Origin of the sequence: Microbacterium sp. CCNWLW134 (assembly GCF_037083565.1) — a bacterium.
Lineage (GTDB): Bacteria > Actinomycetota > Actinomycetes > Actinomycetales > Microbacteriaceae > Microbacterium.
This window is the reverse complement of sequence record NZ_JBAOJU010000002.1, coordinates 518,696-542,264: the sequence shown is the minus strand read 5'-3', so window position 1 is coordinate 542,264 and position 23,569 is coordinate 518,696. Positions and strand designations below refer to the sequence as shown.

The window sequence follows — 23,569 nt, the reverse complement described above, 5'->3', positions numbered from 1 at the left end:
CGCTCACGTCGCGTAGGCATCGATGAGGAGAGAACCCCGGATGCCGCGGAACGCGTCGAGCAGCAGTCCCACGGTCCGCGGGCCCGCCGTGGTGATCTGCAGATCATGGGGCCCCAGCTTCTCGAGCTTGCCGCTGCGCAGGCGCACGACCTCCCACCCGGCCTCACGGAGGAGTCGGTCCTTGCGTCGGTCGGAGTCTTCGCGGGCGCCCACGTGCTCCAGGCCGAACCGGCCGATCGTGTCGTACTCGACCGCGATGCGCAGCTCGGGCAGGACGAGATCGGGCCAGACTTCGCGGTGCTCGAAGAAGGGGCGCGAGACGCGGACCGCGGTGTGACCTCGCGTCACCGCGAGCGCGCCGAACAGTCGTTCGTGCAGCAATGCCTCCGCCGCCGACGCGGGCTTCGGTGCACACGCGCTGGCGAACGAGGTGCCTGGGGGCAGGTCGGGAGTCTTCTCGCAGATGCGGCGGGGCCGCGTGCGGGGTCGCCGCGGACGTGATGCCGGGCTGTGGGCGGGCGCCGCGAGCGGCGACGCGGGCGATGGCGGAGCGGTCTCGACGCCCTTCGGCGGCAGCGCCAGTGCGGGGAAGGCGCCACGCCCCGTCGCCGCATCGAGGCACTCGGGACACCAGGCCGACCGCCGGCGCACACGCCCCGGGCGACTGCGCTGCTCGGCCGGGGTGGCGGCGAAGAGGTGTCCGGCGTCGCACTGCCACCGCAGCAGCACATCGGCGGCCGGAGGGATCTGCGACAGCGCGATCCCGGCGTTGAGGTCGGGGTGGTACTGGCGCGCGACGGCCGGGTAGGCGGCCCACGCCTCGCGGTAGGTGCCGAGCGGGTACGGCACCTCGGCGCCCCGCGAGAACTGCCGCCTCGCCCACCACAGCTCCACCCTCTCGGCCATGGCGGCGAACCTAGCGGGGGCATCCGACACGGCCGGCTGTGGTGTCGGAGACGTGACGTACGGTGTCGCCATGGGGATCAGGCGGGTGATGCCGGGGCCGTGCGTGCTGTGCGGCGCGCGTCGGGGCGATCGCCGGAACGGCGAGTGGTTCTGCTCCGTGTGCGACTGGCGCGTCGGCGATGCCCCCGATCCGGATCTCCCGCCGCCTCGGGTCGACGTCGTGTACTACCTCGGGTACGCCGAGAGGGTGAAGATAGGCACCACACGTGAGCCTCGCGCGCGCCTCCGCGCGATCAGGCACGACGAGCTGCTCGCCTTCGAACCCGGCGACCGCACCGTCGAGCGCTCACGGCACGACCTGTTCGCCCACCTGCGTGAAGGGGGCGAATGGTTCACCTCCGCGCCCGAACTCCTCGCGCACATCGGCGCCCTTCCCGGCAGCGTCGATCCGTGGGGCTCATACGCCCGATGGGTCAGCAGCGCGCACCGGGAGCGGCTGTGACGGCTCTCAGCCCGCCGCCTCCCAGACATCCCGGGCCTTGAGCGTGCGCACCGTCGTGACCGGTCGCGTGGCGAGCACGACCTTCCCGCGGGCGTGCAGTTTGCCGAGATCGGCGTAGGCCTCGGCCACGTCTCCGAGCGCGTAGAGTCCCGACACCAGAAGGGTGAAGGCGCGCTTCTCGGCGAGCTGGGCCACCCGTTCGAGGAGTGACGTCGCCTGGGCGACCGACTCGGGGTCGTCCTGCAGCAACCGCACCTCGGCGTCTCGACGGTCTTCGCTCGAGCGGTAGCGCGAGGGGGAGACCTCCAGATCCTCGGCGAGCGCGCGACCGTCCTGCCCGAAGTTGTCGATCATCGCGGTGATGGGCTTTCCCGCCGCCTTGCGGATGCGGTCGGCGATGCCCGGCCCGTAGAGCACCGGCTTGATGCCGAGCTGTCGCAGGTAATCGAAGTTGCGCTCACCGCACGTGCCGATGACCGTCGCCCCGCGGTATCGCGCGATCTGCGCCTCGATGCTGCCGACGCCGCCGGCCGCAGCCGACACGACGACGGTGTCGCCCTCGCTGACACGCACCTGGTCGAGGATGTCGAGGGCCGTCGCTCCGGCGAGGAAGAGTCCACCGGCGGCCTCCCACGACACGGTGCGCGGCTTCTTCACCAGAACCGACGTCGGCACCGTGATCGCCGAGGCGTGGGCTCCCGCGCGGACGTGCCCCACGACGTCCATCCCCCTGGAGAAGCCCTGGACGTCCTCACCGACCGCGATGATCGTGCCGGCGAAATCGCTCCCCGAGCGACGCGGGAACGGATCGTTCGCGAATGCGTCCTCTCGGCCACTGCGGATGAAACCGTCGATGTGGCTGATGCCCGCGGTGATGATCTCCACGGTGACCTCCCCGCGGCCCGGCGGTCGGAGCTCGGTGGTGCGCACCTCCAGAACGTCGGCATCGCCTGTGCGGTCGTACTCGACGACCGTCGCTTCCGTCAGCTTCTTCGCCATGCCGGTCCCCTTCCACCGTCGCCGAGCCGGGCGGCTCGGCGGACACCATCGTCCGCGTCACAGAGGTATTCGGTCCGAACGGCCAGAACGGATGCATCGTCCGCCCGAATCCCGGCGTCGGCCCCGTTCACGCCAGCGCGTCGACCGCATCCGTCGGTCGATCGGCGGTGAGGAACCGGATGAAAACAGCGATCCAGCCGAAGATCAGGGCGAAGACGATGATCTCGAAAGCCGTGAGGGCGAAGTAGCCGGTGACGAACAGCACCACCGAGACCAGCAACGCGATGAGGAACAGCCCCGCCGACCGGAAGTAGGCGCGGGGCAAGCCCCGCATGAGCCAGCGTCCTCCGGCCAGAAGGCCCAGGAACATCGCCGCCAGCCCCATCGCGCAGAGGTTGTGGATCAGCAGACTGAGATTCACCGGGACAGCTCCGACGCCCGCGAGCATGAGGCCCATGATGACGAAGAGCGTCGGCACCACGCGCCAGCGCGCTCTCGGGTCGAGTCCCCCGGACGCCGCCACCGCTGCCAGGTCGTGGGCGACGTAGACGGCGAATGCCGTGACGAGCAGTCCGCCGACGATCAGGGTGCCGTTGAACACGACGCTCGAAAGGTGCCAGAAGGTGCCGAGGTGGCTGAAGTGGATCTCCCACCAGTCGGGGTCGGGGGTCGACACCATGGCCGTGAGGGTGCCGACTACGACGAACGCCAGCAGCAGCGAAGACATCCGCCGCGTCGTCATCCCGGAAGCGGACAGGTACACAAGATAGGCGGTGATACCCGTCGCCGCGCCCATCAGCACGGCCGACCAGAACGGTTCGACCTGCCAGCCGATCATCCCCGCGCTGAGGACGAGGAAGACGGCGAGGGCCGCCAGCGCCGCAAGTCCGGCATGCACGAGCGACACCGCCACCAAGTTGACGCCGAATCGCCACGACGGCAGTACCAGCCGCCCCTCGTCTCCGCGGGTCTTCCGGGCACGCCCGTAGCCGACTCCCGCCGCGGCGATCGCCGTCACCGCGCACGCCGCCGCGGAGATCCACCCGAAGGAGCCCTCACCGGCAAGGGGACGGGGCGGCCCGAACCATCCGAGAAGAAGGCCCAACGCGCCGCCGGACGCGGCGGCTGCCGCGAAGGCGTAGAACGCCTCGCTCTCGACCCGCACGCGGGCGGTCGCGGTGACGGGGATGTGCTCAGCGGCGGACGATGTCACGGCATCCCCTTCAACGAGGTGGGTGAGGTCACCGTACCGCCGCGTCGTCTCGGCCGGTAGAGTCCGGGTGCGCCGACCGTGCGAGCGATGACGGAGGATGACGTGAGCGAGTCGTGGCCGCTACTGGGTGACCCGCACGAGGTGACGGGGTTCATCGAGCCGATGGTGTGGGGACGGTCGCGCTACACCGTGCTGCGGGTGCCCGCCTCCCTCGTCGCCGCCGCGGAGGAGGCGGCGACTCGACGGGTCGCCGGGCGGCTGGAGGATGTCGCGGTGAACCTGGCGCTGACCCGCGCCCCGGTGATCGACGACACCTTCGTCTGGGCCGGATCCTCGCTGCTGCGCCGGCTGCGCCTGGAGACCGGCGACCCCGTCACCGGGTGGCTCGCGCCGGTCGACCCTGACGAGGTCCCGGTGCCCGACGACCTCGCCGAGGCGCTCGCCGCCGCCGGACTGCGGGAGCGATGGGATCTGCAGCCCCCGGCCACCCGCCGCCGTCAGCTCGTGCCCGTCGACGGCGCGGGCACGGCAGCCACGCGCGCCCGTCGGATCGAGGCGCTGCTGCGCTCCCTCTGAACCGTTCGCGCGCACCGCCCTCGCCGGGCAGCGGGCACTCAGCCCGGGATCGCGAGGTCCATCACGGTCCGCGCCGACGGGAGCGCCCTGTCCACCCGGTCGCGCAGCGGCTCGCGTGCGTCGTCCTCGAGCCAGCCGACGAAGGCGGTCCGGTACAGGGCGAACCCGATGGCCGCGAGCAGCTCTGCGTCAGCCCCGGTGTAGCCGCGCGCAGCGATGGCCGCAGCGATCTGCGGCTGCCATGCGGCCTGTTTGGCGAGCTCGCGACCGGTGAGGGCGACGTCGGTCTTGATGATCGCGTGCCGTTCGCGCAGGCGCGTCCGCTCCGGCTCCATCCTGTCGGCCAGCGTGCCGAGCGCGTGGCGCATCAGCTCGTCGGCGCGGAACGGCGGCTCGAGCGATGCGATCGCGCCGAGCAGGAGGGGAAGCAGCTCGTCCTCCTCGGTGAACAGCACCTCCTCCTTGTCACCGAAGTGCCGGAAGAACGTGCGCGGCGTGACCCCCGCCGCCGTGGCGATCTGCTCCACCGTCGTCGCGGCGAAGCCGCGCTCGACGAAGAGCGAGATCGCGGCGTCCACGAGTCGCTCGCGGGAATCCTCCGGCCAACGCGGCATGCGCCCACTCTACCCTTGCGTCACATTGTGACATCACCTATCCTGCCGCTATGACACAAAGTGACGTCACGCCCACCGTTCTGCTGACCGGACCGACCCGGGGCATCGGCCGAGCCCTGCTCGAGCGCCTTCTCGTCCACCCCGCGCGCCCTCGCCTCGTGCTCCTTGCGCGCGACCCGCTCGCGCTCGACGAGGCCGTGGCGACGTCGCGCGACGCGGGCGCCGACGCCCGCGGCATCCTTCTCGATCTCGCCGACCTCGACTCCGTCCGCTCGGCGCTCCAGGAGGTCACCGAGCTCATCCGCACGGGAGAGCTCTCCCCGATCGATGTGGCCATGCTCAACGCCGGCGGGCAGTTCCTGGATCGCCGTCAGACGAGCGCCCAGGGGTACGAGCTGACGTTCGCGATCAACGTGATCGCCCAGCACGCCCTGCTGCGAGGACTCCAGCCGCTCCTCGGTCCCGGGGGCCACGTCGTCCTCGCCGGCTCCTCCACCCACCGCGGCAAGCGCCGGTCTTTCGGGCTCGTCCCCGACCCCGTCTGGCAGGAGCCGGCCGAGCTCGCCCTCACCGATGACACACCCCGCGGGGGGTTCCGCATCGAACGCGAGCGCGGCGGCATCGCCTACGCGACGAGCAAGCTGGCGCTCGTCACCCTCGCGCACCCGTGGGCGGCGCGGTTGGGCGCCTCGGCACAGCGCCTCAACGTCTACGACCCCGGGCTCGTCGCGGGCACGGGTCTCGTGCGCGGCATGCCCGCCTACATGGACTGGGTGTGGCGCAACGTCATGCCGGCGATGTCGGTCCTCCCGGGGGCGACGACACCGCGAGGTACCGCCCGCCACGCCGTCGCTCTCGCCCTCGGCGACCGGCACGGCGACAGGAATGACGCCTACATCGAGATCGGTCGCGAGACCCGCGCCGAGGCGGTCACCTTCGACGCCGGCCGCCAATCACGCCTCTGGGCCTGGCTGGAGGCTGCCACCGACCCCGTCGGGCATCCAGACATCCCGATGATCGATCGCGAACTGCCGGAAGGTGGCGGCGGGACGCCCGGTGAGTCGACGCACCGTCCGGTTGGGCAGCGCTGAGACGTTCGCGCGCACGATGCGGTAGATCATCCGCTGCACAGCGAGGTACTCCTGCGGTGCGCCGTTCCGGCGCAGACGCTCGAGGTAGACCTCCTCCTTCGGGCGCGCATAGCGGATCGGCCTGCCCAGCACGTCGCTGAGGATCTGCGCGACGCGGCGATAGCCCAGGGACTGCTCGCCCGAGAGCGTGTACGCCTTGCCGATATGGCCGGGCTCGGTGAAGACGCGCGCGGCGACCCGGCCGATGTCGCGGGCGTCGATGAAAGCCGTACGCGATCGCCCCGCGGGGACGAAGACCTCGTCGTCGTCGCGGATCTCGGCCGCGTGGACCGAGGAGAGGTTCTGCATAAAGAAGTTCGGGCGCAGGAACGTCGACGGGGTCCGGGTCCGTCTCAGGTACGCCTCCACCGCGTGATGCGGGGTGCGGCGATTGAACTGGACGCCCTGGAGCGAGAGGAAGACGACCTGGCGCACCCCGCGAGCGCGGCTGGCGTCGATCACCGGGAAGAGGTGGGTCGCGACATCGGCGATCGGCGGGGGCCGCAGGAGGAAGAGCCGGTCGACACCCTTCATCGCCTCCGCGGCGCGGCTCGCGGAGCGGTCGAAGTCGAACGGGCGGAGCGGCACGCCGAGCGCCCGCGCCGCCGGCGTCGAGGGATCCCGCACGGCGGCGATCACGGTCACGCCGCGGGCGCGCAGTTCGGCGACGACCGACGACCCGACCGTTCCGGTCGCGCCCGTCACGAGGACCGCGCCGGCTCCGGCGTCACTCACGACCCACCCGCCCGAGCAGAGCGGCGAGCTGGTCCAGCTCGGCCGCCGAGAGATCCGCGAAATGGGGTCGCATCTCGGCGACCACTCCGGCCTCGAAGACATCGACCTCGTCGCGCGCGGACGCCGTCAGTCGGATGACACGGGAGCGCGCGTCCTCCGGGTGAGCCAGCTGCTCCACCAGACCCGCTCGCTTCAGGCCGTCGAGGAGCTGGGTGACCGCGCCGGCGGTCACCCCGAGCCGCTGGGCCAGTGCGCTCGGGGTGACCGGCTGCGCCGCGTGGGTCAGGACGAAGAGCGCCTCCAGCTGCGAGCTCGTGAGCATCAGCGAGGCGAAGGGTCGGCGCCGGGCGTCGCCGAGGAGCCGGCGGGCCGAGACGACTCCTTCGAGCACCCTGCCGATGGCCGCGTCGCGGTCATCCGTCCTCATGCGCTCACGAACGGCATCGACCCGACGAAGGTGCGGTCGTCGATCTGTGTGAGGAGAAAGTCGGCGAGGTCGTCGCGGCTGATCTGGGTGCTGGCGTTCACGCCGACCCATCCGACGCGGTACGTGCCCACGCCGGGCTTCTCGGTGAGCCGCGGACCGCGCACCACGGTCCAGTCCAGGCCCGACGCGCGCAGCACCGCGAGGTGACCTTCCGCGTCGGCGAGGACGGGACCCGAGAGCGTCTTCAAGAGGAATCGTATGACGCGGTCCGCCGTCTTCGGACGATCGTGCTCCTCGTCGCGGAGCCCCCCGCCCGAGAGCGTGACGATGCGGGTGACGCCGGCCTCGCGCATCGCCTCGACGATCACGCGGGTGCCGTCGGTCTGCAGGGTGGGGGGCGAGCCCTTCACCTGTCCGAACAGGCTCAGGACGACATCCGCTCCCCGCACGGTCTCGGCGACCGCGGCGGGGTCGCGGACGTCGCCGGGGACGACGGTCAGGCGCGGGGAGGTCACGAGGAGCGCATGGGGGTCTCGGACAAGGGCGCGGACGGTGTGGCCGACGGCGAGCGCGCGGTCGAGCACGCGTCGCCCGGTCTTGCCGGTCGCGCCGAAGAGGGCGATGGTGGTCATGGTTTTTACTTTAGCGACTAAAGCAGATGCGGGGCGCGATAACGTGTGAGCCGTGACGAACGACGTGTTCCTGGCCGTGGATCTCGGCGGCACGAAAGCCGAGGCGGCCCTGGTCGTGGTCGACGAGCGGGGACGCGGAGCGGTGATGCCCGGCTCGCGGCATCGGCAGGCGACGGGCCGCGCGATCAGCGCCGACGCGCTCACACGTGTCATCCGGTCGCTCGTCACCGCGGCGCTCGCGAGCGCGGAGGCACCGGTCGCCGGCGCGGGTGTCGGCGCTGCCGGCCCGATCGACCTCGGCCGGGGCACCGTCAGCCCGCTCAACCTGCCGGAGATCCGCGAGTTTCCCCTGCGCGACCTGGTCGAGAGCGCCGCGGGGGCGCCCGCGACCCTGCGGCTCGACGGCACGTGCATCGCCCTCGCCGAGCACTGGCTCGGTGCGACGCGAGGAGCTGCCACGTCGCTCGGCATGGTCGTCTCGACCGGCGTCGGCGGCGGACTCATCGTCGACGGGCGACTGCTGTCGGGGACGACGGGCAACGCCGGACACGTCGGTCAGCTCCACGTCGTGGACCCCTGGCGCGCGGGGGACGCGGGTGCGGGCGCCGCGGGCGAGCGCGCAGGGGGTGCCCGGGATGCGGGTGTCGCGCCCGCAGGGAGCGAGGGGACGACGCTGGAGGAGACGGCGTCCGGCCCCGCGACCGTAGCCTGGGCCCGCCGTCACGGCTGGCGGGGCGAGACCGGAGAAGACCTGGCGGCAGCCGTGGCCGCCGGCGACCCGGTCGCCGACGCGGCCACCCGGCGTTCTGCCGAGGCTGTGGGACAGGCGATCGCGAGCGTGTCCGCCCTGGTCGACCTCGAGGTCGTGGCGATCGGCGGCGGGTTCTCACGCGTGCGCCCCGACTATCTCGACCTCGTCGATGCCGCCGTCATCCGGTGGAGCGCGCTCCCCCGCACCCGGCCGGTCATGGTCCGGCCCTCGGGCCTGTCGGCGGACGGGCCGCTCCTCGGCGCCGCGGCGCTGCGCGCCCGCGCCGACCTGCTCTGACGCGGCCGCACCGGGCCGCCCGCGATCGTCGCGCGCAACCCGACCCCTCCCACCCTTCATCCGTCGGATATGTACGTTTTGAGGTCCCAGAGGCGTACATCTGCGACGGATGAACAGCCGCTGCCCCGCCGCGGGGCGCGACGGATGAACGGGGCGCAGCCCCGCCGCGGGGCGCGCCGTCACACGTCGTAGTCGACGACCACCCGCTCGGTCGTGGGCCGCGACTGGCAGGTGAGGATGTACCCCGCGGCGATCTCGTCGGGCTCGAGCGCGTAGTTCTCGTCCATCGTGACCGCACCGTCGACGAGGCGCGCACGACAGGTGCCGCACACGCCCCCAGAGCACGAATACGGCGCATCAGGCCGCACCCGCAGTGCCGCGGCGAGGACCGTCTCGCGCGCATGGACCGGCGAGGCGACGCTCGCGCTCTGCCCGTCGAGGCGCAGGTCGATGCGGTGCACCGGCTCGTCGGCCCGCGGACGCGGGGGCGGCGCGACCGCCGATTCCAAGGAACCCTCGACGCCGGTCGTGAACAGCTCGAAGCGCACGCGGTCGCGCGGCACCCCGGCATCCGTCAGTGCCGTGCGGCACCGGTCGACCAACTCCAGCGGTCCGCACAGGAACCACTCGTCCACGGTGTCGGGGAGGACGACACGGGAGAAGATCCCCCGGATGCGCTCGTCATCGAGGCGTCCTGACAGGAGCGGCGCCGTCCGCTCCTCCCGGGAGAAGACGTGGTGCACCGCGAGTCGGGTCGGGTAGCGATCCTTCAGGTCGGCGAGGTCGTCGAGGAACATGACGTCGGCCGACGAACGGTTGGCGTACACCAGGGTGAACCGCGACGACGTCGACCGGCCGAGCACCGCGGTGGCCAGCGCCATGATCGGAGTGATGCCCGAGCCCGCGGCGATCCCGGCGACGTGGGCACCATCGAGGTCGGCGAGCGAGGAGGTGAAAGAGCCCTGCGGACTCATCACGTCGATGCGCTCTCCCGGCTGGAGACCCGTCTGCGCCCAGGTGGAGAACCGGCCGCCGGCGTCGCGCTTGATCGCCACGCTGATCGATCCGGGTGCCGGCGGCCGACACAGCGAGTACGACCGTCGCAGTTCGTCGCCGTCGAGGTGTGCGCGCAGAGCGACGTGCTGGCCGGGGAGGAACGCGTACTCGTCGTCGAGCTCGGGCGGCACCGCGAAGGTCACCTCGACCGCGTCGTCGGTGAGCCGACGCACCCCACTCACTTCGAGGGTGTGGAAGCGGGCGCGACGGCGGGATCCTCCGCCGCGGGCGTTGGCGAGGAGGGTTTCGGCGACCTCGTCGGTCGCCCGTGCGGTACTCACGGGGGGACGCTCCTCAGTGCACCTTGAAGTGATCGAAGGGCTCGCCGCACTCCTGGCATTCGTACAGCGCCTTGCACGCTGTCGACCCGAACCGCGACACCTCGCGGGTGTGCAGCGTCCCGCAGCGGGGGCACGCCACGCCGAGCGTGACGGGGATGGGGCCGCGCACCGCGGCGCGGCCCGTCGGCGGGGCGATGCCGTAGGCACGGAGCTTCGCCTTGCCGTCCTCGCTCATCCAGTCGGTCGTCCACGCGGGGGCGAGCGTCAGGCGCACGTCGACGCGGGCGAAGCCCGCGCGGGTGAGGGCCAGCACGACGTCGTCTCGGATCGCGTCGACCGCGGGGCATCCGGAGTAGGTCGGGGTGAGCGTCACCGTCACCGTGTCGCCGTCGACCGCGACGTCGCGGAGGATGCCGAGGTCGGCGATCGTCAGCACCGGCACCTCGGGGTCGGCGACCTCACCGGCGATGCGCCGAGCGGCGTCGAGATCGGGCGCGGGGCGGGTGCCTGCGGTGTCGCGGACGCTCACCATGTCGCCCCCGGGTGTGCGCGGGCGAGCACCTGCATCTCGGCGAGGATCCCGCCGAGAGCGGGGAACGGGATGCCACGGCGTCCGCCTCCGCTCGACGGCGCGACGCCGGGGCGGGTGAGCTCGGCCTCGGCGAACACCGCATCGAGCACCCGATCGACCTCGGCGCGCAGCGCCGACGGCCGCACCGCGATGCCCTCGAGGCGGTCGATCACGGGTTCGTCGCGGAAGAGCTCGTCGACATACGGCCAGATATCCGCGACGGCCACGATCATGCGCCGCCGCGATTCGTCGGTGCCGCCGGCGAGCCGGAGCGTCCACTGCACGGCGTGGTCGCGGTGGTACTCGACCTCCTTCACCGCCTTGGCGGCGATCGCCGCCAGCGTCGCATCGGCCGAGGACTGCAGGGCGGAGTACAGGGCGAACTGGAAGGTCGCGGCGACGAGCTGCCGGACGATCGTGTGCGCGAAATCCCCGTTGGGCTGGCAGAAGAGCCACGCCGCCCGGAACTGCAGGTCGTCGCGCCAGAACGCCAGATCGTCTTCGCTGCGCCCGTCGGCGGTGCCGGCGTAGCGGAGGAGCGAGCGTGCATGGCCGAGCTGATCGAGCGCGATGTTGGCCAGCGCCACATCTTCTTCCAGTTCGGGAGCCCGCGCGACCCACTGCATGAGCTGCTGCGAGAGGATCAGGGCGTCATCGCCCAGCCACAGGGCGTACTCGGCGACGTCGCGCGTGGCAGGCGCCGCATCGTCGCCGAGCATCTCAGCGGCGAGCTCGTGCTCGACCACGTCGACGTGGGGATGGGGCTCGACGTGCGGGTGCGCGTCGACGCTGGCCTGGGGACCGGTCACAGGTGCGGCACCCCCTCAGAAGCCGTGTAGTACGACGCGTGGCGGAAGTTCTTCCCCGACGACGACTCGAAGAACGCGCCCTTCGCGTCGGGGTCGCTGGTGGTGATCGCTTCGGCCGGGACCACCCAGACCGATGTGCCCTCGCCCCGGCGCGTGTAGAGGTCGCGGGCGTTCCGCAGCGCCAGTTCGGCGTCGGGCGCGTGGAGCGATCCGACGTGGACATGGCTGAGGCCCCGCCCGGAGCGGACGAACACCTCGAACATCGGCCAGCTCTCGCGGTCGGAGGCTCCCGGGGTCGGCATCACGCCACCGCCCGCTCGGTCGCCGTCTGAGCCTCGCGCTTCTGCGCGTAGGCCGCCGCCGCCTCGCGCACCCACGCGCCGTCGTCGTGCGCCGCCTTCCGGTGACGCAGCCGCTCGGCGTTGAGCGGGCCTCGGCCGGCGAGCACCTCGCGGAACTCGTCCCAGTCGAGCTCGCCCGTCTGCCAGCGCTGCGTCTCCTCGTCCCACCGCAGCTCGGGATCGGGGAGGGTCACCCCCAGGATCTCGGCCTGCGGCACCAGCATCCCGATGAAGCGCTGACGCAGGTCGTCGTTGGAGAACCGCTTGATCTTCCACGCCATCGACTGCGCCGAGTTCGGCGAGGCGTCGTCGGGCGGGCCGAACATCATCAGCGACGGCCAGTACCAGCGGTTCACCGCGTCCTGCGCCATCTGCCGCTGCGCGGTGGTGCCCTGCATGAGGGTGAGGAGGATCTCGAAACCTTGCCGCTGGTGGAACGACTCCTCCTTGCAGATGCGCACCATCGCCCGCCCGTAGGGCCCGTACGACGCGCGACACAGCGGCACCTGGTTGCAGATCGCCGCACCGTCGACGAGCCAGCCGATGGCGCCCATGTCGGCCCAGGTGGGTGCGGGGTAGTTGAAGATCGAGGAGTACTTGGCTTTGCCGTCGATGAGCTGCTGGGTCATCTCGTCGCGGGTGATGCCGAGAGTCTGGGCGGCGGAGTAGAGGTAGAGGCCGTGGCCCGCCTCATCCTGCACCTTGGCCAGCAGGATCGCCTTGCGCTTCAGACTCGGAGCCCGCGTGATCCAGCCGCCCTCGGGCTGCATGCCGATGATCTCGGAATGGGCATGCTGTGAGATCTGCCGAATGAGGGTGCGCCGGTACGCGTCGGGCATCCAGTCCCGGGGCTCGATGCGCTGATCGGCGGCGATGAGCGCATCGAAGTGCGCCTCCTCGGCGGTGAGGTCCGTCATCGTCGACTCCTTTACAGACCGCTCGTTCAGTAATTCTAGGCCGCCGCCTCCTCGACGGCAACCAGCCGCCCACACGGTCACCGCTCGCCTGTCGCGATCGGCGCCGCCCGACCGCACAACGTGACAGGCGAGCGGATGCCGCGGGACGAGCGTCAGCCGTCGTCGAGACGCCGATCGGTGCGGCGGGCGTGCCCGCGGAACTCCGCGACCACCGCGCCCTCGGCGTCGGTCACCGTCACGTCGTAGAGCCCAGTCCTCCCCCGCGTCACCCGGTGATGCGCCTCCGCGGTCAGCACGTCGCCCGGCCGCGTGGAGCGGAAGAACACGATGTCGGCGCCGACCGACACCGTGACCGGGCCGTCCGGGTCGTTGCACGCGACGGCGAACGCGGTGTCGGCGAGGGCGAACACCACCCCGCCGTGGGTGATGCCGAAGCCGTTCGCCATGTCGTCGCGCACCGGCATCCGGATGACCGCCCGCCCCGGCTCGTCGACGATCACCTCCATGCCGAACGCGTGGAACGTGCGATCGTTCTCGAGCATCCGTCTCACACCGACGCCCCCTCCTTCGCGACCAGGGTCAGCACGTCGTAGGTCGCGACGATCTCGTCGCGCTGATTGCGGATGACGGCGTCCCACCGCACCTCGCCGTACTCGTCAGTCTCGCGCGGCGTGATCTGCTTGGCAGTGAGGATGACGCGGATCTCGTCGCCGGGCGACACCGGTGTGACGAAGCGCAGATTCTCGAGGCCGTAGTTGGCGAGCACCGGACCCGGAGCCGGGTCGACGAAGAGACCCGCGGCCCACGACACCAGCAGATAACCGTGGGCGACACGACCGGGGAAGAACGGGTTGGCGGCCGCTGCCTGCTCGTCCATGTGGGCGTAGAAGGTGTCGCCGGTGAACCGGGCGAAGGTCTCGATGTCATCCAGGCCCACCTCCCGCGTCGCGGACACGACCTGGTCGCCGATCCGCAGTTCGGCCAGCGATTTGCGGAAGGGATGCCTCCCACCCGGTCGCGACCCGGCGCCGGCGTGCCACACCCCGGTGAGCGCGGTCAGCATCTCGGGCGAGCCCTGCACGGCGGTGCGCTGCATGTGGTGGAGAACAGCGCGGATGCCGCCGAGCTCCTCCCCGCCGCCCGCGCGGCCGGGCCCGCCGTGGACCAGGTGCGGCACGGGCGCGCCGTGCCCGGTCGAGGTGCGCGCGTTCTCGCGGCTGAGGAAGAGGACGCGACCGTTGAAGGCGGCGATCCGGGTCATGAGCTCGGTGGCGACATCCGGATCGTTCGTGGCGACCGAGGTCACCAGCGATCCCCCACCGCGGTCGACGAGGTCGGCCGCCTCGGCGAGGGAGGAGTAGGGGAGCACGCTGGCGACGGGTCCGAACGCTTCGATCTCGTGGACGGCCGGCGCCGCGGCATCGTCGAATCCGACGAGGATGGGCGAGACGAAAGCGCCCTCGGGTGCGAGCCCGATCGAACCGTCGGCGTGCACGACCTCGGGCGCGTCGAGCGACCCGAGGAGCAGACGGCCTCCGGCATCCTGCAGCGCCCGCACCTGCCGCACCACCTCGTCGCGCTGCGCGCGCGAGACCACGGGGCCCATCGTGACGCCCTCGCCGCGCGGGTCGCCGATCACGATCTTCTCGGCGATCTTCTCCCCCAGTGCGCTGACGACGGCGTCGACCGACGCCGCGGGAACGATCGCGCGGCGGATCGCGGTGCACTTCTGCCCCGCCTTGGTCGTCATCTCGACCAGCAGCTGGCGGACGTAGGCATCGAACTCGGGGGTGCCGGGCGCGGCGTCGGGGCCGAGAACCGAGGCGTTGATGGAGTCGGTCTCAGCGGTGAACCGCACGCCGTCGGGGGTCTGCTCCCGCAGACGCACGGCGGTCGTCGCGCTGCCGGTGAAGCCGACGAGGTCGCCGAGGCGCAGCGCGGTGAAGAGGTCGGGGACGCTGCCGCTGACCAATTGGAGCGATCCGGCCGGGAGGCGTCCGGTCTCGGTGAGCATGCGCACCCACGCCTCGGCGATGTAGGCCGTCGGCGAGGCGGGCTTGACCACGGTGGGAACACCCGCGAGGAATGCGGGGGCGAACTTCTCCAGCGCTCCCCACACCGGGAAGTTGAAGGCGTTGATCTGCACCGCGACCCCCGGGAGGCGGGTGTAGACATGCCGGCCGAGGAACGATCCGTCCTTGGAGAGAGGTTCGACCGGCCCGTCGACGTAGACCTTGGCGTTCGGCAGCTCGCGCCGCCCCTTGGACGAGTAGGTGAACAGCACGCCGATGCCCCCGTCGACGTCGTTGAGCGAGTCGCGGCGAGTGGATCCGGCCCGCTCGGAGAGGGCGTAGAGCTCGTCCTTCCGCTCCTGCAGCACGAGGGCGAACTCCTTCAGCAGCATCGCCCGCTGGTGGAAGGTCAGCGCACCGAGGCTCTCCTGCCCGACGGTGCGGGCGTGGTCGAGCACCGCGGCGACGTCGAGGCCTCGGGTGCTCAGGCGCACAACCGGTTCGCCGGTCGAGGCGTCGAGGATCTCCGCAGCATCCGGGTCCTCCGCCGGCGCCCACCAGCCGTCGCGGATGTAGCTGGGAAGGATGTCGGTCACGGCGTGCTCCATTCGTAGAAGCCGCGCCCGGTCTTGCGGCCGAGGTGCCCCTCGGCGACCATTCGGCGCAGCAGGTCGGGAGGGGCGAAACGGTCGCCGAGGGTGGCCTGCAGCTCTTCGGCGATCGCGAGGCGGACGTCGAGTCCGACGATGTCGGTGGTACGGAGCGGCCCTGCGGGGTGGCGGTAGCCCAGTTCCATGGCCGTATCGATGTCGGCCGGGCTCGCGACGCCGGCTTCGACCATGCGCACGGCCTCGAGGGCGAGCGCGAGGCCGAGGCGGCTGGAGGCGAAGCCGGGGGCGTCGCGCACGACGATCGGGGTCTTGCCGATCGCCGCGACCCATCCGCGCGCGCTCTCGACGACCGCGGGTGCGGTGGTGTCGCCGACGACGATCTCGACCAGGCGCGACGCGGGTACGGGGTTGAAGAAGTGCAGCCCCAGGAAGCGGGCGGGGTCTTCCAGCGCGCCGGCGAGCGCGGTGATGCCGATCGACGAGGTGTTGGTGGCGAGCACGGCCTCGCCCGCGATGACCGCCTCGATGCGCGCGAGCGCGTCGCGCTTGAGCATCCGGTCTTCGGGTACGGCTTCGACGACGAGGCCCGCGCCCGCGAAGTCGGTCACGTCGGTGGAGAGGTGGACGGATGCCGCGAGCGCCGCCTCCTCACGATCGGTCGCTCCGCGGCGGATCGAATCGCCGATGCTCGCGAGGATACGACCGCGCGCCGCCTCGGCCGCTTCGGGGTCGCGCTCGACGACCGTGACCTCCGACCCGGCGAGGACGAACGCGTGGGCGATCCCGGCACCCATCCGTCCACCGCCGAGCACCCCGACCCGCGGAGGCGCCGCGACGGGACCGCTCGGGACGTCGGGGCGGGGCGCTGCCTCTGCGGCATCCGTCATCGGGCTCTCCGTTCGAGGAAGGCGGTCATGCGGCGGATCTTCTCCGGGCTTTCGAACAGCTCGGCCTGCAGTTCGTTCACGAGCGAGGGCTGGTCGCGCGGCTCGGCGCGAAGCACCTGCTTCGTGTAGCGGGTGGCGAGGGGATCGTTCCGCGCGATGCGGTCGGCGAGGGCGTGCGCGGCGGGGAGGAGGTCGTCGGCCGGATGGAGGGCCGACACGAGCCCCCACGACAGGGCCTCGTGGGCGTCGAGGATGCGCCCGGTGAGGAGCATCTCCGCCGCGCGCGCGTCGCCCACGATCGCGGGGAGACGCCACGTCGCACCGGCGGCGGCGATGATGCCGAGGCCGGTCTCGGGGTTGCCGATCTTCAGCGTCGGCGTCGCGATGCGCAGGTCAGCGGCGTAGGCGAGCTCGGCTCCGCCGCCGAGGGCGTAGCCGTCGAGCGCCGCGATCACGGGCATCGGCAGGGCGCGGATGCGGGTGAAGACCGCCTGGTTGATCGCCCGGCGCGCGTCGGCGGCGCGGCGGTCGCGCAGCTCGGCGATGTCGGCCCCCGAGGCGAACACGCCGCCCGAGCCGGCGAGGAGGAGGATGCGGGGTTCACGCTCGAGCTCGGCGCAGACCGCGTGCAGCGCGTCGACGGTGGCCTGGTCGATGGCATTGCGCACCTCGGGGCGGTCGAGGGTGACGACGCTCCGATCGCCGGCGTGCTCGACGCGCAGGGGTGAGCGGGTCATCCGGGGCCTTCCGCTTCGTCGCGAATGTCTTGCAGACCGATCGTTCAGTAATTCTGTCAGGCGGCCGTGCCGCATGCAACGACGGGCGGGGTCAGGTGCCCAGAGCGCCTCCCCATTTCCGGAGGATCCGGACGAGGGCATCACGATCAGCCGCATCCAGCGAGGCGAGGAGATGGCGCTCGTTCTCCATGTGCGCGTCGAAGGCTCGGTCGATGAGCGCGCGCCCCTCCTCTGTGAGCGCGACGACCCGGCCGCGGCCATCGACGTCGCTGCCGCGGCGGCGCACGAGCCCCGCCGACTCGAGTCGATCCAGCCGCTTGGAGACGGCTCCGCTCGTCACCATCGTCTGAGCGGCGAGCTCGGTCGGATTGAGCTCTCCGGAGCGACGCAGGGTGGCCAGCACATCGAACTCGCCCTCTCCGAGCCCGAACTCGCGGTAGAGGCTTATGAGCTGCTCGCGGACGGCGTCGTTCACGCGCGCGAGCCGCCCGATGACTTCGATCGGCGACGTGTCGACATGCGGTCGCGCGGCGCGCCACTGCGCCCGCACGCGATCGACGTGGTCCCGCGGTGTTTCGGACATGGGTGGATTCTATCTTCCATGGAAGCTATGATGTCTTCCGTGGAAACTAAATGGCGATGGCTGCTTGTGACGGCGGTGGCACCGATCAGCTGGGGTGCGACGTACTACGCGACCCGGCACTTCCTCCCGGCCGACGCCCCCCTCTGGGGCGCCGCCCTGCGGGCGCTTCCCGCGGGTCTTCTCCTCCTTCTCGTCGCGCGGCGTCTGCCGCGCGGCACCTGGTGGGGAAAGGCCGTGATCCTCGGCATCCTGAATTTCGGCGCGTTCTTCGTGCTCGTCTACCTCGCCGCGCAGCTCCTGCCCACCTCGATGGCGGCATCGGTGATGGCCCTCGCGCCCGTCGTGCTGGGGATCATCGCGTGGCCGCTCCTCGGACAGCGACCGACTGCCGCAGCGGGCGTGGCCGTGCTCGTGGGCGTCGTCGGAGCCGTCCTGCTCATCGGCGCGGCCACCGGCGGCATCGACCCCCTCGGCGCGGCGGTGTCGCTCACCGCGCTCGTGCTGTCATCGCTGGGCGCGGTCCTCACCACGCGGTGGCGCGATGACCTTCCGCTCGTGGCCACGACGTCGTGGCAGTTGATCGCGGGCGGCGCGATCCTCCTAGCGATCGCGGTCGTCGTCGAAGGACCGCCCCCGGCGGTGTCGGCGAGCAGCGCGACGGCGTACGCGGCCATCGCGATCGTCGCCACGGCGCTGGCCTTCCTCTGCTGGTTCGCCGGGCTCCGCCACCTCTCCGCCTCGACAGTGGGTACGGTCGGTCTCTTGAATCCGGCCACCGGAGTGATCCTCGGAGTGGCGCTCGCGGGCGAGTCGCTCACCCCGCTGCAGATCGTCGGCCTGGTGCTGATCGGGGCGGCGATCCTCCTCACGCAGCGCCGTGCTCGCCGGCCCGGCCGGCACCCTGCGGCGGGCGCCCCCGCGCTCGCCGTTCCGACGGGCGCTGTGCGAGAGTGAGCGGGTGACGAGCGACACCGCACCCGCGGGCGCAGCCCCGCGCGGGCGGCGGGGACGGCCGGGGAACGATCGGGAGCAGGTCCTCGCCGTCGCCGTCGCGCTCTTCATCGAGAAGGGGTACGACGCGACCTCGGTCGCCGACCTCGCCGACCGCCTGGGTGTGACCAAATCGGCGCTGTACCACCACTTCTCCTCGAAGGACGAACTGCTCGGCCTCGCCCTCGACGACGCCCTCACCGCCCTGGAGGGCGTCTTCGACGAACCGGCCGCCGAGCCGGGCGCGCAGCTCGAGCGGGTGATCCGGGGCGCCGTGGGCGTCCTCGTGCAGAAGCTCCCCGAGGTGACGCTGCTGCTGCGCGTCCGCGGCAACAGCCCGGTCGAGCACGCGGCGCTCGAGCGCCGCCGGGCGTTCGACCACCGGGTGACCGAGGTCGTCACCCGCGCACAGGACGAGGGGATGCTGCGCCCCGACGTCGATGCCGCCGTCGCCACCCGTCTGGTGTTCGGCATGGTCAACTCCCTCACCGAGTGGTACCGCCCGGGCGGCGCTCTCGATGCGGATTCCCTGGCCGACGCGGTCCTTGCGACGGCCCTCGAGGGCCTGCGCCCCCGCCACCCCTGACGTCCTCGCGCTCCGCCCGGTCAGGGGGACGTGAGCACCGCCGCGACCGAGGGCAGGGCCTGAGGCTGGAGCCGGTAGTACGCCCACGTTCCACGCTGCGAGCGGGAGAGGAACCCGGCACGGGTCAGCACCTTGAGGTGATGGGACACGGTGGGCTGGGCGAGGCCGAGCGGTTCGATGAGATCGCACACGCAGGCCTCCTGGTCGGGCGAGGACGCCACGATCGACAGAAGCCGCAGTCTCGCCGGATCAGCAAGGGCCTTCAGCTGCGATGCCAGGCGCTCGGCGTCGTCGGGTCCCATCGGCTCGCGCGTCAGAGGCGCGCAGCAGACCGTGGTCGACGTGTCGATGAGCGGCAGAGCGGTGGGCATGCATCGATGCTAATCGATATTGACAACCATCGATATACCCTTCCATACTGAATCGACGTTCATCGATATGGAAGGTTTCGGGATGACGCTCCTCGACCTCGCCCCGCGCACGCGCACGACGCCGCGCCTGGCCACACTCCCCGTCGCCATCATCGGTGCCGGCCCGATCGGGCTCGCCGCCGCGGCCCACCTGGCCGAACGCGGCATCGCGTTCGACGTCTACGAAGCCGGGCCCGCACCCGCAGCCGGCGTTCGACTCTGGGGGCACACCCGCCTGTTCTCTCCGTGGCGCCACCTCATCGACCAGGCCGCGCGGCGTCTGCTCGAACGCCATGGCTGGACGGCTCCCGCCGACCTCGACGCCGCCCCGACCGGTCACGAACTGGCCGACCTGTTGCTGGAGCCGCTCGCCGCGCTCGACGAGATCTCCCCGCACGTGCACTACGGCACCCGGGTGACCGCAGTCACCCGCGACGGCATGGACCGCACGCGGACCGCCGGCCGCGCCGACAGCCCCTTCCTCCTTCGCATCGACCGCGGCGGTGAGATCGTCGACCTCACCGCACGCGCCGTGATCGACGCCTCGGGCACGTACACGAGCCCGAACCCGCTCGCCTCCTCCGGCCTCGACCCCCTCGGCGCGGCCGAGGTCTCCGACCGCATCCTGCACGCCCTCCCCGACGTCGCCGGCCGGGATCGCGCTCGCTTCGCCGGCAGCGACGTCACGGTCGTGGGCGCCGGGCACTCCGCGGCGAACACCCTCATCGCCCTCGCGGCCCTGGCCGACGAGGAGCCCGGCACCCGCGTGACGTGGCTCATCCGCAACGCCGGCGCCGTCCGCGTCACCACCTCCCCCGACGACGAGCTCACCGACCGCGCCCGTCTCGGCTCGCGGGTCGACGCGCTCGTCGACAGCGGTCGCATCCGCCGCGTCGACTCGTTCGAGATCTCGCGGGTCGCTCGCCACGACGGCGGGATCCGCCTGATCGGCACCCGCCGCGGCGAACCTGCACACCACGACACCGACCTCGTCGTCGCCGCGACCGGGTTCCGTCCCGACCTCGCCATGCTCCGCGAGATCCGCCTCGACCTCGACGAGATCGTCGAAGCACCCGCCCGTCTCGCCCCGCTCATCGATCCGAACGTCCACACGTGCGGCACGGTCGAACCCCACGGATTCGCCGAGCTGCGGCATCCCGAACCCGGCTTCTTCCTCGCAGGCATGAAGTCCTACGGCCGTGCGCCGACGTTCCTCCTCGCGACCGGCTACGAGCAGGTGCGCTCGATCGTGGCCTGGCTCGCCGGCGACATGGCCGCGGCGACCACGGTGGCCCTCACCCTGCCGTCGAGCGGCGTCTGCTCGACCGACCTCGGAGGTTCGTGCTGCTGATGGTCTCGGTTCGGGCGATGACGGCGGAGGACTGGCCGCGCGTCGAGGCGATCCTCGCCGAGGGCATCGCGGAGGGCGAAGCCACCTTCGAGAGCACGGTTCCCTCATGGGAGCATTTCGACACAGGCAAGGTCGCGCACCCCCGCCTCGTCGCAGAACTCGACGGCCGGGTGGTCGGGTGGGTGGCCGCGTCGCGCGTCTCCTCGCGCGAGGTGTACCGGGGCGTCATCGAGCATTCGGTGTACGTCGACGCGCGCGCCCGGGGTCGCGGAATCGGCGCCGCTCTGCTCCGAGCCTTCCTGGATGCCGCCGATGAGGCCGGGTTCTGGACGGTGCAGTCGAGCATCTTCCCCGAGAACACCGCGAGCCTGCATCTGCACGAGCGCGCCGGGTTCCGGATCGTCGGCACCCGCGAGCGGATCGCGCGGTCGACGAACGGTCCACACGCCGGCCAGTGGCGGTCGACCGTGTTCCTCGAGCGCCGTTCGCGCCGCAACGGCCGCTGAACGTCGCTCGCGACATCCTCGTCGCCTCCGACCCCGCCGTCGCCGCCCGGCGGCGCATAGACTGCCGTCTATGAGTGCGGGGACGGATGACGCGGGGCTGGCCCTGCTCGCCGACCCCACCCGCGCCCGCATCCTCCGGATGATGCGCGACAGCGCCGACGGGCGCGTCCTCGTCGGGCGACTGGCCGAGGCGCTCCGCCTGCGCCAACCCACGGTCAGCCACCACATGGCCGCCCTCCACGCCGAAGGCATCGTCCGCCGGGAGAAGGACGGCAGGCGGGTCTGGTACTCCCTCGACCCGGCGCACGAGGAACGCGTGAGCGCCCTCCTGGGCCCGGCGCCGGAAGCATCGGGCGAGGCCGACCTGTCCCGCGTCATCGACGACCTGACGGCCCGCTATCGCGGGGTGTTCAGCCCCGAGACCGTGACCCGCTACGTCACCGACAGCCACCGCATGCTCACCGCGGCCGGGCGGCCGGCGCTCGAAGCCTCGCGTACGGCCGCGTTCGCGGCATCCCGGCTCGACGATCTGACCCGCATCGAGGGCCGCGCACCCGACCGACCCTCCGTCCTGTTCGTGTGCGTTCAGAACGCCGGTCGTTCGCAGATCGCGGCCGGAATCCTCCGCCAGCTCGCCGGCGACCGGGTCGTCGTCCGGACGGCGGGATCCGCGCCCGCCGCGGATGTGCGCTCCTCGATCGTCCACGCCCTCGACGAGATCGGCGTGCCGCTCGGCGGGGAGTTTCCGAAGCCTCTGAGCGACGAGGCGGTACGGGCCGCGGACTGGGTCATCACGATGGGATGCGGCGACGCCTGCCCGGTCTACCCCGGGCGCCGCTATCTCGACTGGGAGATCGAAGATCCGGTCGGCAAGCCCGCCGCCACCGTTCGACGCATCCGGGATGACATCGAATCCCGTGTGCGCGGCCTGCTCGCCGAACTCCCGGTGACCGCGGCCTAGGCAATTGATAGATGCTGGTCTATGCTTTTCTCATCCACGAGAAAGGGAGGACCGGATGTCCGACAAGCCCACCGTCCTGTTCGTCTGCGTCCACAACGCCGGAAGGTCGCAGATGGCGGCCGGATTCCTCCGCGAGCTGGGAGGCGATCGCGTCGAGGTGCTCTCGGCCGGGTCCGCGCCGAAGGATCAGATCAACCCCGTCGCCGTCGAGGCGATGGCCGAAGAGGGCATCGACATCGCCGGTCAGCAGCCGAAGGTGCTCACCGTCGAGGCCGTGAAGGAATCCGACGTCGTCATCACGATGGGCTGCGGCGACGCGTGCCCGATCTTCCCCGGCAAGCGCTACGAGGATTGGGAGCTCGAAGACCCGGCCGGTCAGGGCATCGACGCCGTCCGTCGCATCCGCGACGACATCCGCGGCCGGATCGAGAACCTGCTCTCCGAACTCACTCCCGCAGGCGCGTCATGAGCGTCGCATCCGGGATGAACGGGCTGCTGTCCAACGAAGCGGTCCTCCACCGCGCCGCACAGCGCCTCGCGCAGAGCTTCACCGGGATGGTGAACGAAGAGACCGTCGAACGGGTGGTCTTCGAGTCGTACGCGGCGCTCGCGCGGACGGCGACGGTGTCCAGCCACCTTCCGAGCGTCACGGAGAAATTCGCCCGCGACCGGCTGACGGCGCTCGCGCAGTCGAAGGGCCTCATCGCGAAGCCGGTTCCGGAGATCCTGTACGTCTGCGTGCAGAACTCCGGACGATCGCAGATGGCGGCGGCCCTCACCCGCCACCTGGCCGGCGAACGTGTGCACGTGCGGTCGGCCGGCTCTCAGCCGGCCGCCGAGATCAACGCGCAGGTCGTCACCGTGCTGGCCGAGATCGGCGTCGAGGTCGGTGACGAATTCCCCAAACCCCTGACCGACGATGTCGTGCGCGCCGCCGACGCGGTGGTGACGATGGGATGCGGCGACGCCTGTCCCCTGTATCCGGGCAAACGGTACCTGGACTGGCAGCTCGCCGACCCGGCCGAACTCGACCTGGACGGCGTTCGCCGGGTGCGCGACGATGTCCGCGCGCACGTCGAGCAGCTGCTCGGCGAGCTCGTCCCCGGCCTCGCGGCGACCCCGTCGTGACCACCGGACTGCCCGACACCGCACCCGGTCCCGCTCCGACGGTCGACGGC

Annotated in this window: 28 protein-coding genes and 1 pseudogene; 11 read left to right on the top strand and 18 right to left on the bottom strand. The window is 71.6% G+C overall.

Going from position 1 to position 23,569, the window contains the following annotated elements:
- Positions 1-3: 3 nt before the first annotated feature.
- A complete protein-coding gene (locus V6S02_RS13230; protein WP_124292290.1) occupies positions 4-906 on the bottom strand; it encodes a zinc-ribbon domain-containing protein in 903 nt (300 codons plus the stop codon).
- Between V6S02_RS13230 and V6S02_RS13225 the strand changes: the two genes are divergently transcribed.
- Complete coding sequence (locus tag V6S02_RS13225; RefSeq protein WP_336401214.1) at positions 905-1,408, top strand: GIY-YIG nuclease family protein; 504 nt, start codon at positions 905-907, stop codon at positions 1,406-1,408. The two genes, V6S02_RS13230 and V6S02_RS13225, sit on opposite strands and share 2 nt — an antisense overlap.
- Positions 1,409-1,414: 6 nt before the next feature.
- On the opposite strand, the gene V6S02_RS13220 is transcribed toward V6S02_RS13225, so the two are convergent.
- Together V6S02_RS13220 and V6S02_RS13215 are read right to left on the bottom strand one after the other, a co-directional pair.
- On the bottom strand, positions 1,415-2,407 hold the full coding sequence (locus V6S02_RS13220; protein ID WP_336401213.1) for an NADP-dependent oxidoreductase: 993 nt from the start codon (positions 2,405-2,407) through the stop codon (positions 1,415-1,417).
- A gap of 127 nt (positions 2,408-2,534) precedes the next feature.
- Positions 2,535-3,620: a hypothetical protein gene (locus V6S02_RS13215; RefSeq protein WP_336401212.1), complete on the bottom strand. Its 1,086-nt coding sequence runs from the start codon at positions 3,618-3,620 to the stop codon at positions 2,535-2,537.
- 87 nt (positions 3,621-3,707) lie between these two features.
- Here V6S02_RS13215 and V6S02_RS13210 point away from each other — a divergent pair, with 87 nt between their 5' ends.
- Positions 3,708-4,196: a YdeI/OmpD-associated family protein gene (locus V6S02_RS13210; RefSeq protein ID WP_124292287.1), complete on the top strand. Its 489-nt coding sequence runs from the start codon at positions 3,708-3,710 to the stop codon at positions 4,194-4,196.
- A 38-nt stretch (positions 4,197-4,234) separates the two neighbouring features.
- Here V6S02_RS13210 and V6S02_RS13205 read toward each other — a convergent pair whose 3' ends face one another.
- Positions 4,235-4,810: a TetR family transcriptional regulator gene (locus V6S02_RS13205; RefSeq protein ID WP_124292286.1), complete on the bottom strand. Its 576-nt coding sequence runs from the start codon at positions 4,808-4,810 to the stop codon at positions 4,235-4,237.
- Positions 4,811-4,860: 50 nt separating this feature from the next.
- Between V6S02_RS13205 and V6S02_RS13200 the strand changes: the two genes are divergently transcribed.
- Entirely contained in the window at positions 4,861-5,901 is a 1,041-nt protein-coding gene (locus V6S02_RS13200) for an SDR family NAD(P)-dependent oxidoreductase (RefSeq protein WP_336401211.1), read from the top strand.
- 84 nt (positions 5,902-5,985) lie between these two features.
- Here the strand turns inward: V6S02_RS13200 and V6S02_RS13195 are convergent.
- From V6S02_RS13195 to V6S02_RS13185, 3 genes and pseudogenes are all read right to left on the bottom strand, one after another.
- Positions 5,986-6,777: pseudogene (locus tag V6S02_RS13195) on the bottom strand (SDR family oxidoreductase); the annotation flags it as partial.
- Entirely contained in the window at positions 6,668-7,102 is a 435-nt protein-coding gene (locus V6S02_RS13190) for a MarR family winged helix-turn-helix transcriptional regulator (protein ID WP_164478143.1), read from the bottom strand. The pseudogene V6S02_RS13195 and the gene V6S02_RS13190, both read right to left, overlap by 110 nt.
- Positions 7,099-7,734, bottom strand: coding sequence for an NAD(P)-dependent oxidoreductase (locus V6S02_RS13185; RefSeq protein WP_336401210.1), 636 nt, complete (start codon positions 7,732-7,734; stop codon positions 7,099-7,101). Before V6S02_RS13185 ends, V6S02_RS13190 begins: the two co-directional genes overlap by 4 nt.
- A gap of 52 nt (positions 7,735-7,786) precedes the next feature.
- Here V6S02_RS13185 and V6S02_RS13180 point away from each other — a divergent pair, with 52 nt between their 5' ends.
- Entirely contained in the window at positions 7,787-8,782 is a 996-nt protein-coding gene (locus V6S02_RS13180) for an ROK family protein (RefSeq protein ID WP_336401209.1), read from the top strand.
- Positions 8,783-8,961: 179 nt separating this feature from the next.
- On the opposite strand, the gene paaE is transcribed toward V6S02_RS13180, so the two are convergent.
- The 10 genes from paaE to V6S02_RS13130 all read right to left on the bottom strand — a co-directional run bounded on the left by paaE (position 8,962) and on the right by V6S02_RS13130 (position 17,587).
- The gene (gene paaE / locus V6S02_RS13175) at positions 8,962-10,119 is read right to left on the bottom strand and encodes a 1,2-phenylacetyl-CoA epoxidase subunit PaaE (RefSeq protein WP_336401208.1); all 1,158 of its coding nucleotides are present in this window, start codon (positions 10,117-10,119) and stop codon (positions 8,962-8,964) included.
- Between the two features lie 13 nt (positions 10,120-10,132).
- Positions 10,133-10,651 (bottom strand): 1,2-phenylacetyl-CoA epoxidase subunit PaaD, encoded by a 519-nt coding sequence (gene paaD / locus V6S02_RS13170; RefSeq protein ID WP_336401207.1) that lies wholly within the window; start codon positions 10,649-10,651, stop codon positions 10,133-10,135.
- Positions 10,645-11,499, bottom strand: coding sequence for a 1,2-phenylacetyl-CoA epoxidase subunit PaaC (paaC, locus tag V6S02_RS13165; protein ID WP_442927931.1), 855 nt, complete (start codon positions 11,497-11,499; stop codon positions 10,645-10,647). The genes paaD and paaC overlap by 7 nt, the downstream gene beginning before the upstream one ends.
- Complete coding sequence (paaB, locus tag V6S02_RS13160) at positions 11,496-11,801, bottom strand: 1,2-phenylacetyl-CoA epoxidase subunit PaaB (protein ID WP_336401206.1); 306 nt, start codon at positions 11,799-11,801, stop codon at positions 11,496-11,498. The genes paaC and paaB overlap by 4 nt, the downstream gene beginning before the upstream one ends.
- Complete coding sequence (gene paaA, locus V6S02_RS13155; protein ID WP_336401205.1) at positions 11,801-12,757, bottom strand: 1,2-phenylacetyl-CoA epoxidase subunit PaaA; 957 nt, start codon at positions 12,755-12,757, stop codon at positions 11,801-11,803. The genes paaB and paaA overlap by 1 nt, the downstream gene beginning before the upstream one ends.
- Positions 12,758-12,909: 152 nt before the next feature.
- Positions 12,910-13,299 carry a hydroxyphenylacetyl-CoA thioesterase PaaI gene (gene paaI, locus V6S02_RS13150; RefSeq protein ID WP_336401204.1) on the bottom strand — a complete coding sequence of 130 codons (390 nt, stop codon included), beginning with the start codon at positions 13,297-13,299 and terminating at the stop codon, positions 12,910-12,912.
- 5 nt (positions 13,300-13,304) lie between these two features.
- Positions 13,305-15,365 carry a phenylacetic acid degradation bifunctional protein PaaZ gene (gene paaZ, locus V6S02_RS13145; RefSeq protein ID WP_336401203.1) on the bottom strand — a complete coding sequence of 687 codons (2,061 nt, stop codon included), beginning with the start codon at positions 15,363-15,365 and terminating at the stop codon, positions 13,305-13,307.
- Entirely contained in the window at positions 15,362-16,267 is a 906-nt protein-coding gene (locus V6S02_RS13140) for a 3-hydroxyacyl-CoA dehydrogenase family protein (protein WP_336401202.1), read from the bottom strand. The genes paaZ and V6S02_RS13140 overlap by 4 nt, the downstream gene beginning before the upstream one ends.
- A complete protein-coding gene (locus V6S02_RS13135; RefSeq protein WP_336401201.1) occupies positions 16,264-17,004 on the bottom strand; it encodes an enoyl-CoA hydratase/isomerase family protein in 741 nt (246 codons plus the stop codon). Before V6S02_RS13135 ends, V6S02_RS13140 begins: the two co-directional genes overlap by 4 nt.
- A gap of 91 nt (positions 17,005-17,095) precedes the next feature.
- Positions 17,096-17,587: a MarR family winged helix-turn-helix transcriptional regulator gene (locus V6S02_RS13130; RefSeq protein WP_336401200.1), complete on the bottom strand. Its 492-nt coding sequence runs from the start codon at positions 17,585-17,587 to the stop codon at positions 17,096-17,098.
- A 27-nt stretch (positions 17,588-17,614) separates the two neighbouring features.
- On the opposite strand from V6S02_RS13130, the gene V6S02_RS13125 reads away from it, so the two are divergent.
- Both V6S02_RS13125 and V6S02_RS13120 read left to right on the top strand, forming a co-directional pair.
- Complete coding sequence (locus V6S02_RS13125) at positions 17,615-18,541, top strand: DMT family transporter (protein ID WP_336401199.1); 927 nt, start codon at positions 17,615-17,617, stop codon at positions 18,539-18,541.
- Between the two features lie 4 nt (positions 18,542-18,545).
- Positions 18,546-19,163 carry a TetR/AcrR family transcriptional regulator gene (locus tag V6S02_RS13120; RefSeq protein WP_336401198.1) on the top strand — a complete coding sequence of 206 codons (618 nt, stop codon included), beginning with the start codon at positions 18,546-18,548 and terminating at the stop codon, positions 19,161-19,163.
- Between the two features lie 20 nt (positions 19,164-19,183).
- On the opposite strand, the gene V6S02_RS13115 is transcribed toward V6S02_RS13120, so the two are convergent.
- The gene (locus V6S02_RS13115) at positions 19,184-19,534 is read right to left on the bottom strand and encodes an ArsR/SmtB family transcription factor (RefSeq protein ID WP_124292270.1); all 351 of its coding nucleotides are present in this window, start codon (positions 19,532-19,534) and stop codon (positions 19,184-19,186) included.
- Positions 19,535-19,616: 82 nt separating this feature from the next.
- Here V6S02_RS13115 and V6S02_RS13110 point away from each other — a divergent pair, with 82 nt between their 5' ends.
- The 5 genes from V6S02_RS13110 to V6S02_RS13090 all read left to right on the top strand — a co-directional run bounded on the left by V6S02_RS13110 (position 19,617) and on the right by V6S02_RS13090 (position 23,519).
- Positions 19,617-20,924, top strand: coding sequence for an NAD(P)-binding domain-containing protein (locus V6S02_RS13110; RefSeq protein WP_336401197.1), 1,308 nt, complete (start codon positions 19,617-19,619; stop codon positions 20,922-20,924).
- Between the two features lie 17 nt (positions 20,925-20,941).
- The gene (locus V6S02_RS13105; RefSeq protein ID WP_336401196.1) at positions 20,942-21,430 is read left to right on the top strand and encodes a GNAT family N-acetyltransferase; all 489 of its coding nucleotides are present in this window, start codon (positions 20,942-20,944) and stop codon (positions 21,428-21,430) included.
- A 70-nt stretch (positions 21,431-21,500) separates the two neighbouring features.
- Positions 21,501-22,391, top strand: a complete 891-nt coding sequence (locus tag V6S02_RS13100; RefSeq protein ID WP_336401195.1) for a metalloregulator ArsR/SmtB family transcription factor — start codon at positions 21,501-21,503, stop codon at positions 22,389-22,391.
- Between the two features lie 55 nt (positions 22,392-22,446).
- Complete coding sequence (locus tag V6S02_RS13095) at positions 22,447-22,860, top strand: arsenate reductase ArsC (protein WP_124292267.1); 414 nt, start codon at positions 22,447-22,449, stop codon at positions 22,858-22,860.
- Positions 22,857-23,519 (top strand): arsenate reductase ArsC, encoded by a 663-nt coding sequence (locus V6S02_RS13090; RefSeq protein WP_336401194.1) that lies wholly within the window; start codon positions 22,857-22,859, stop codon positions 23,517-23,519. Before V6S02_RS13095 ends, V6S02_RS13090 begins: the two co-directional genes overlap by 4 nt.
- Positions 23,520-23,569: the final 50 nt, after the last annotated feature.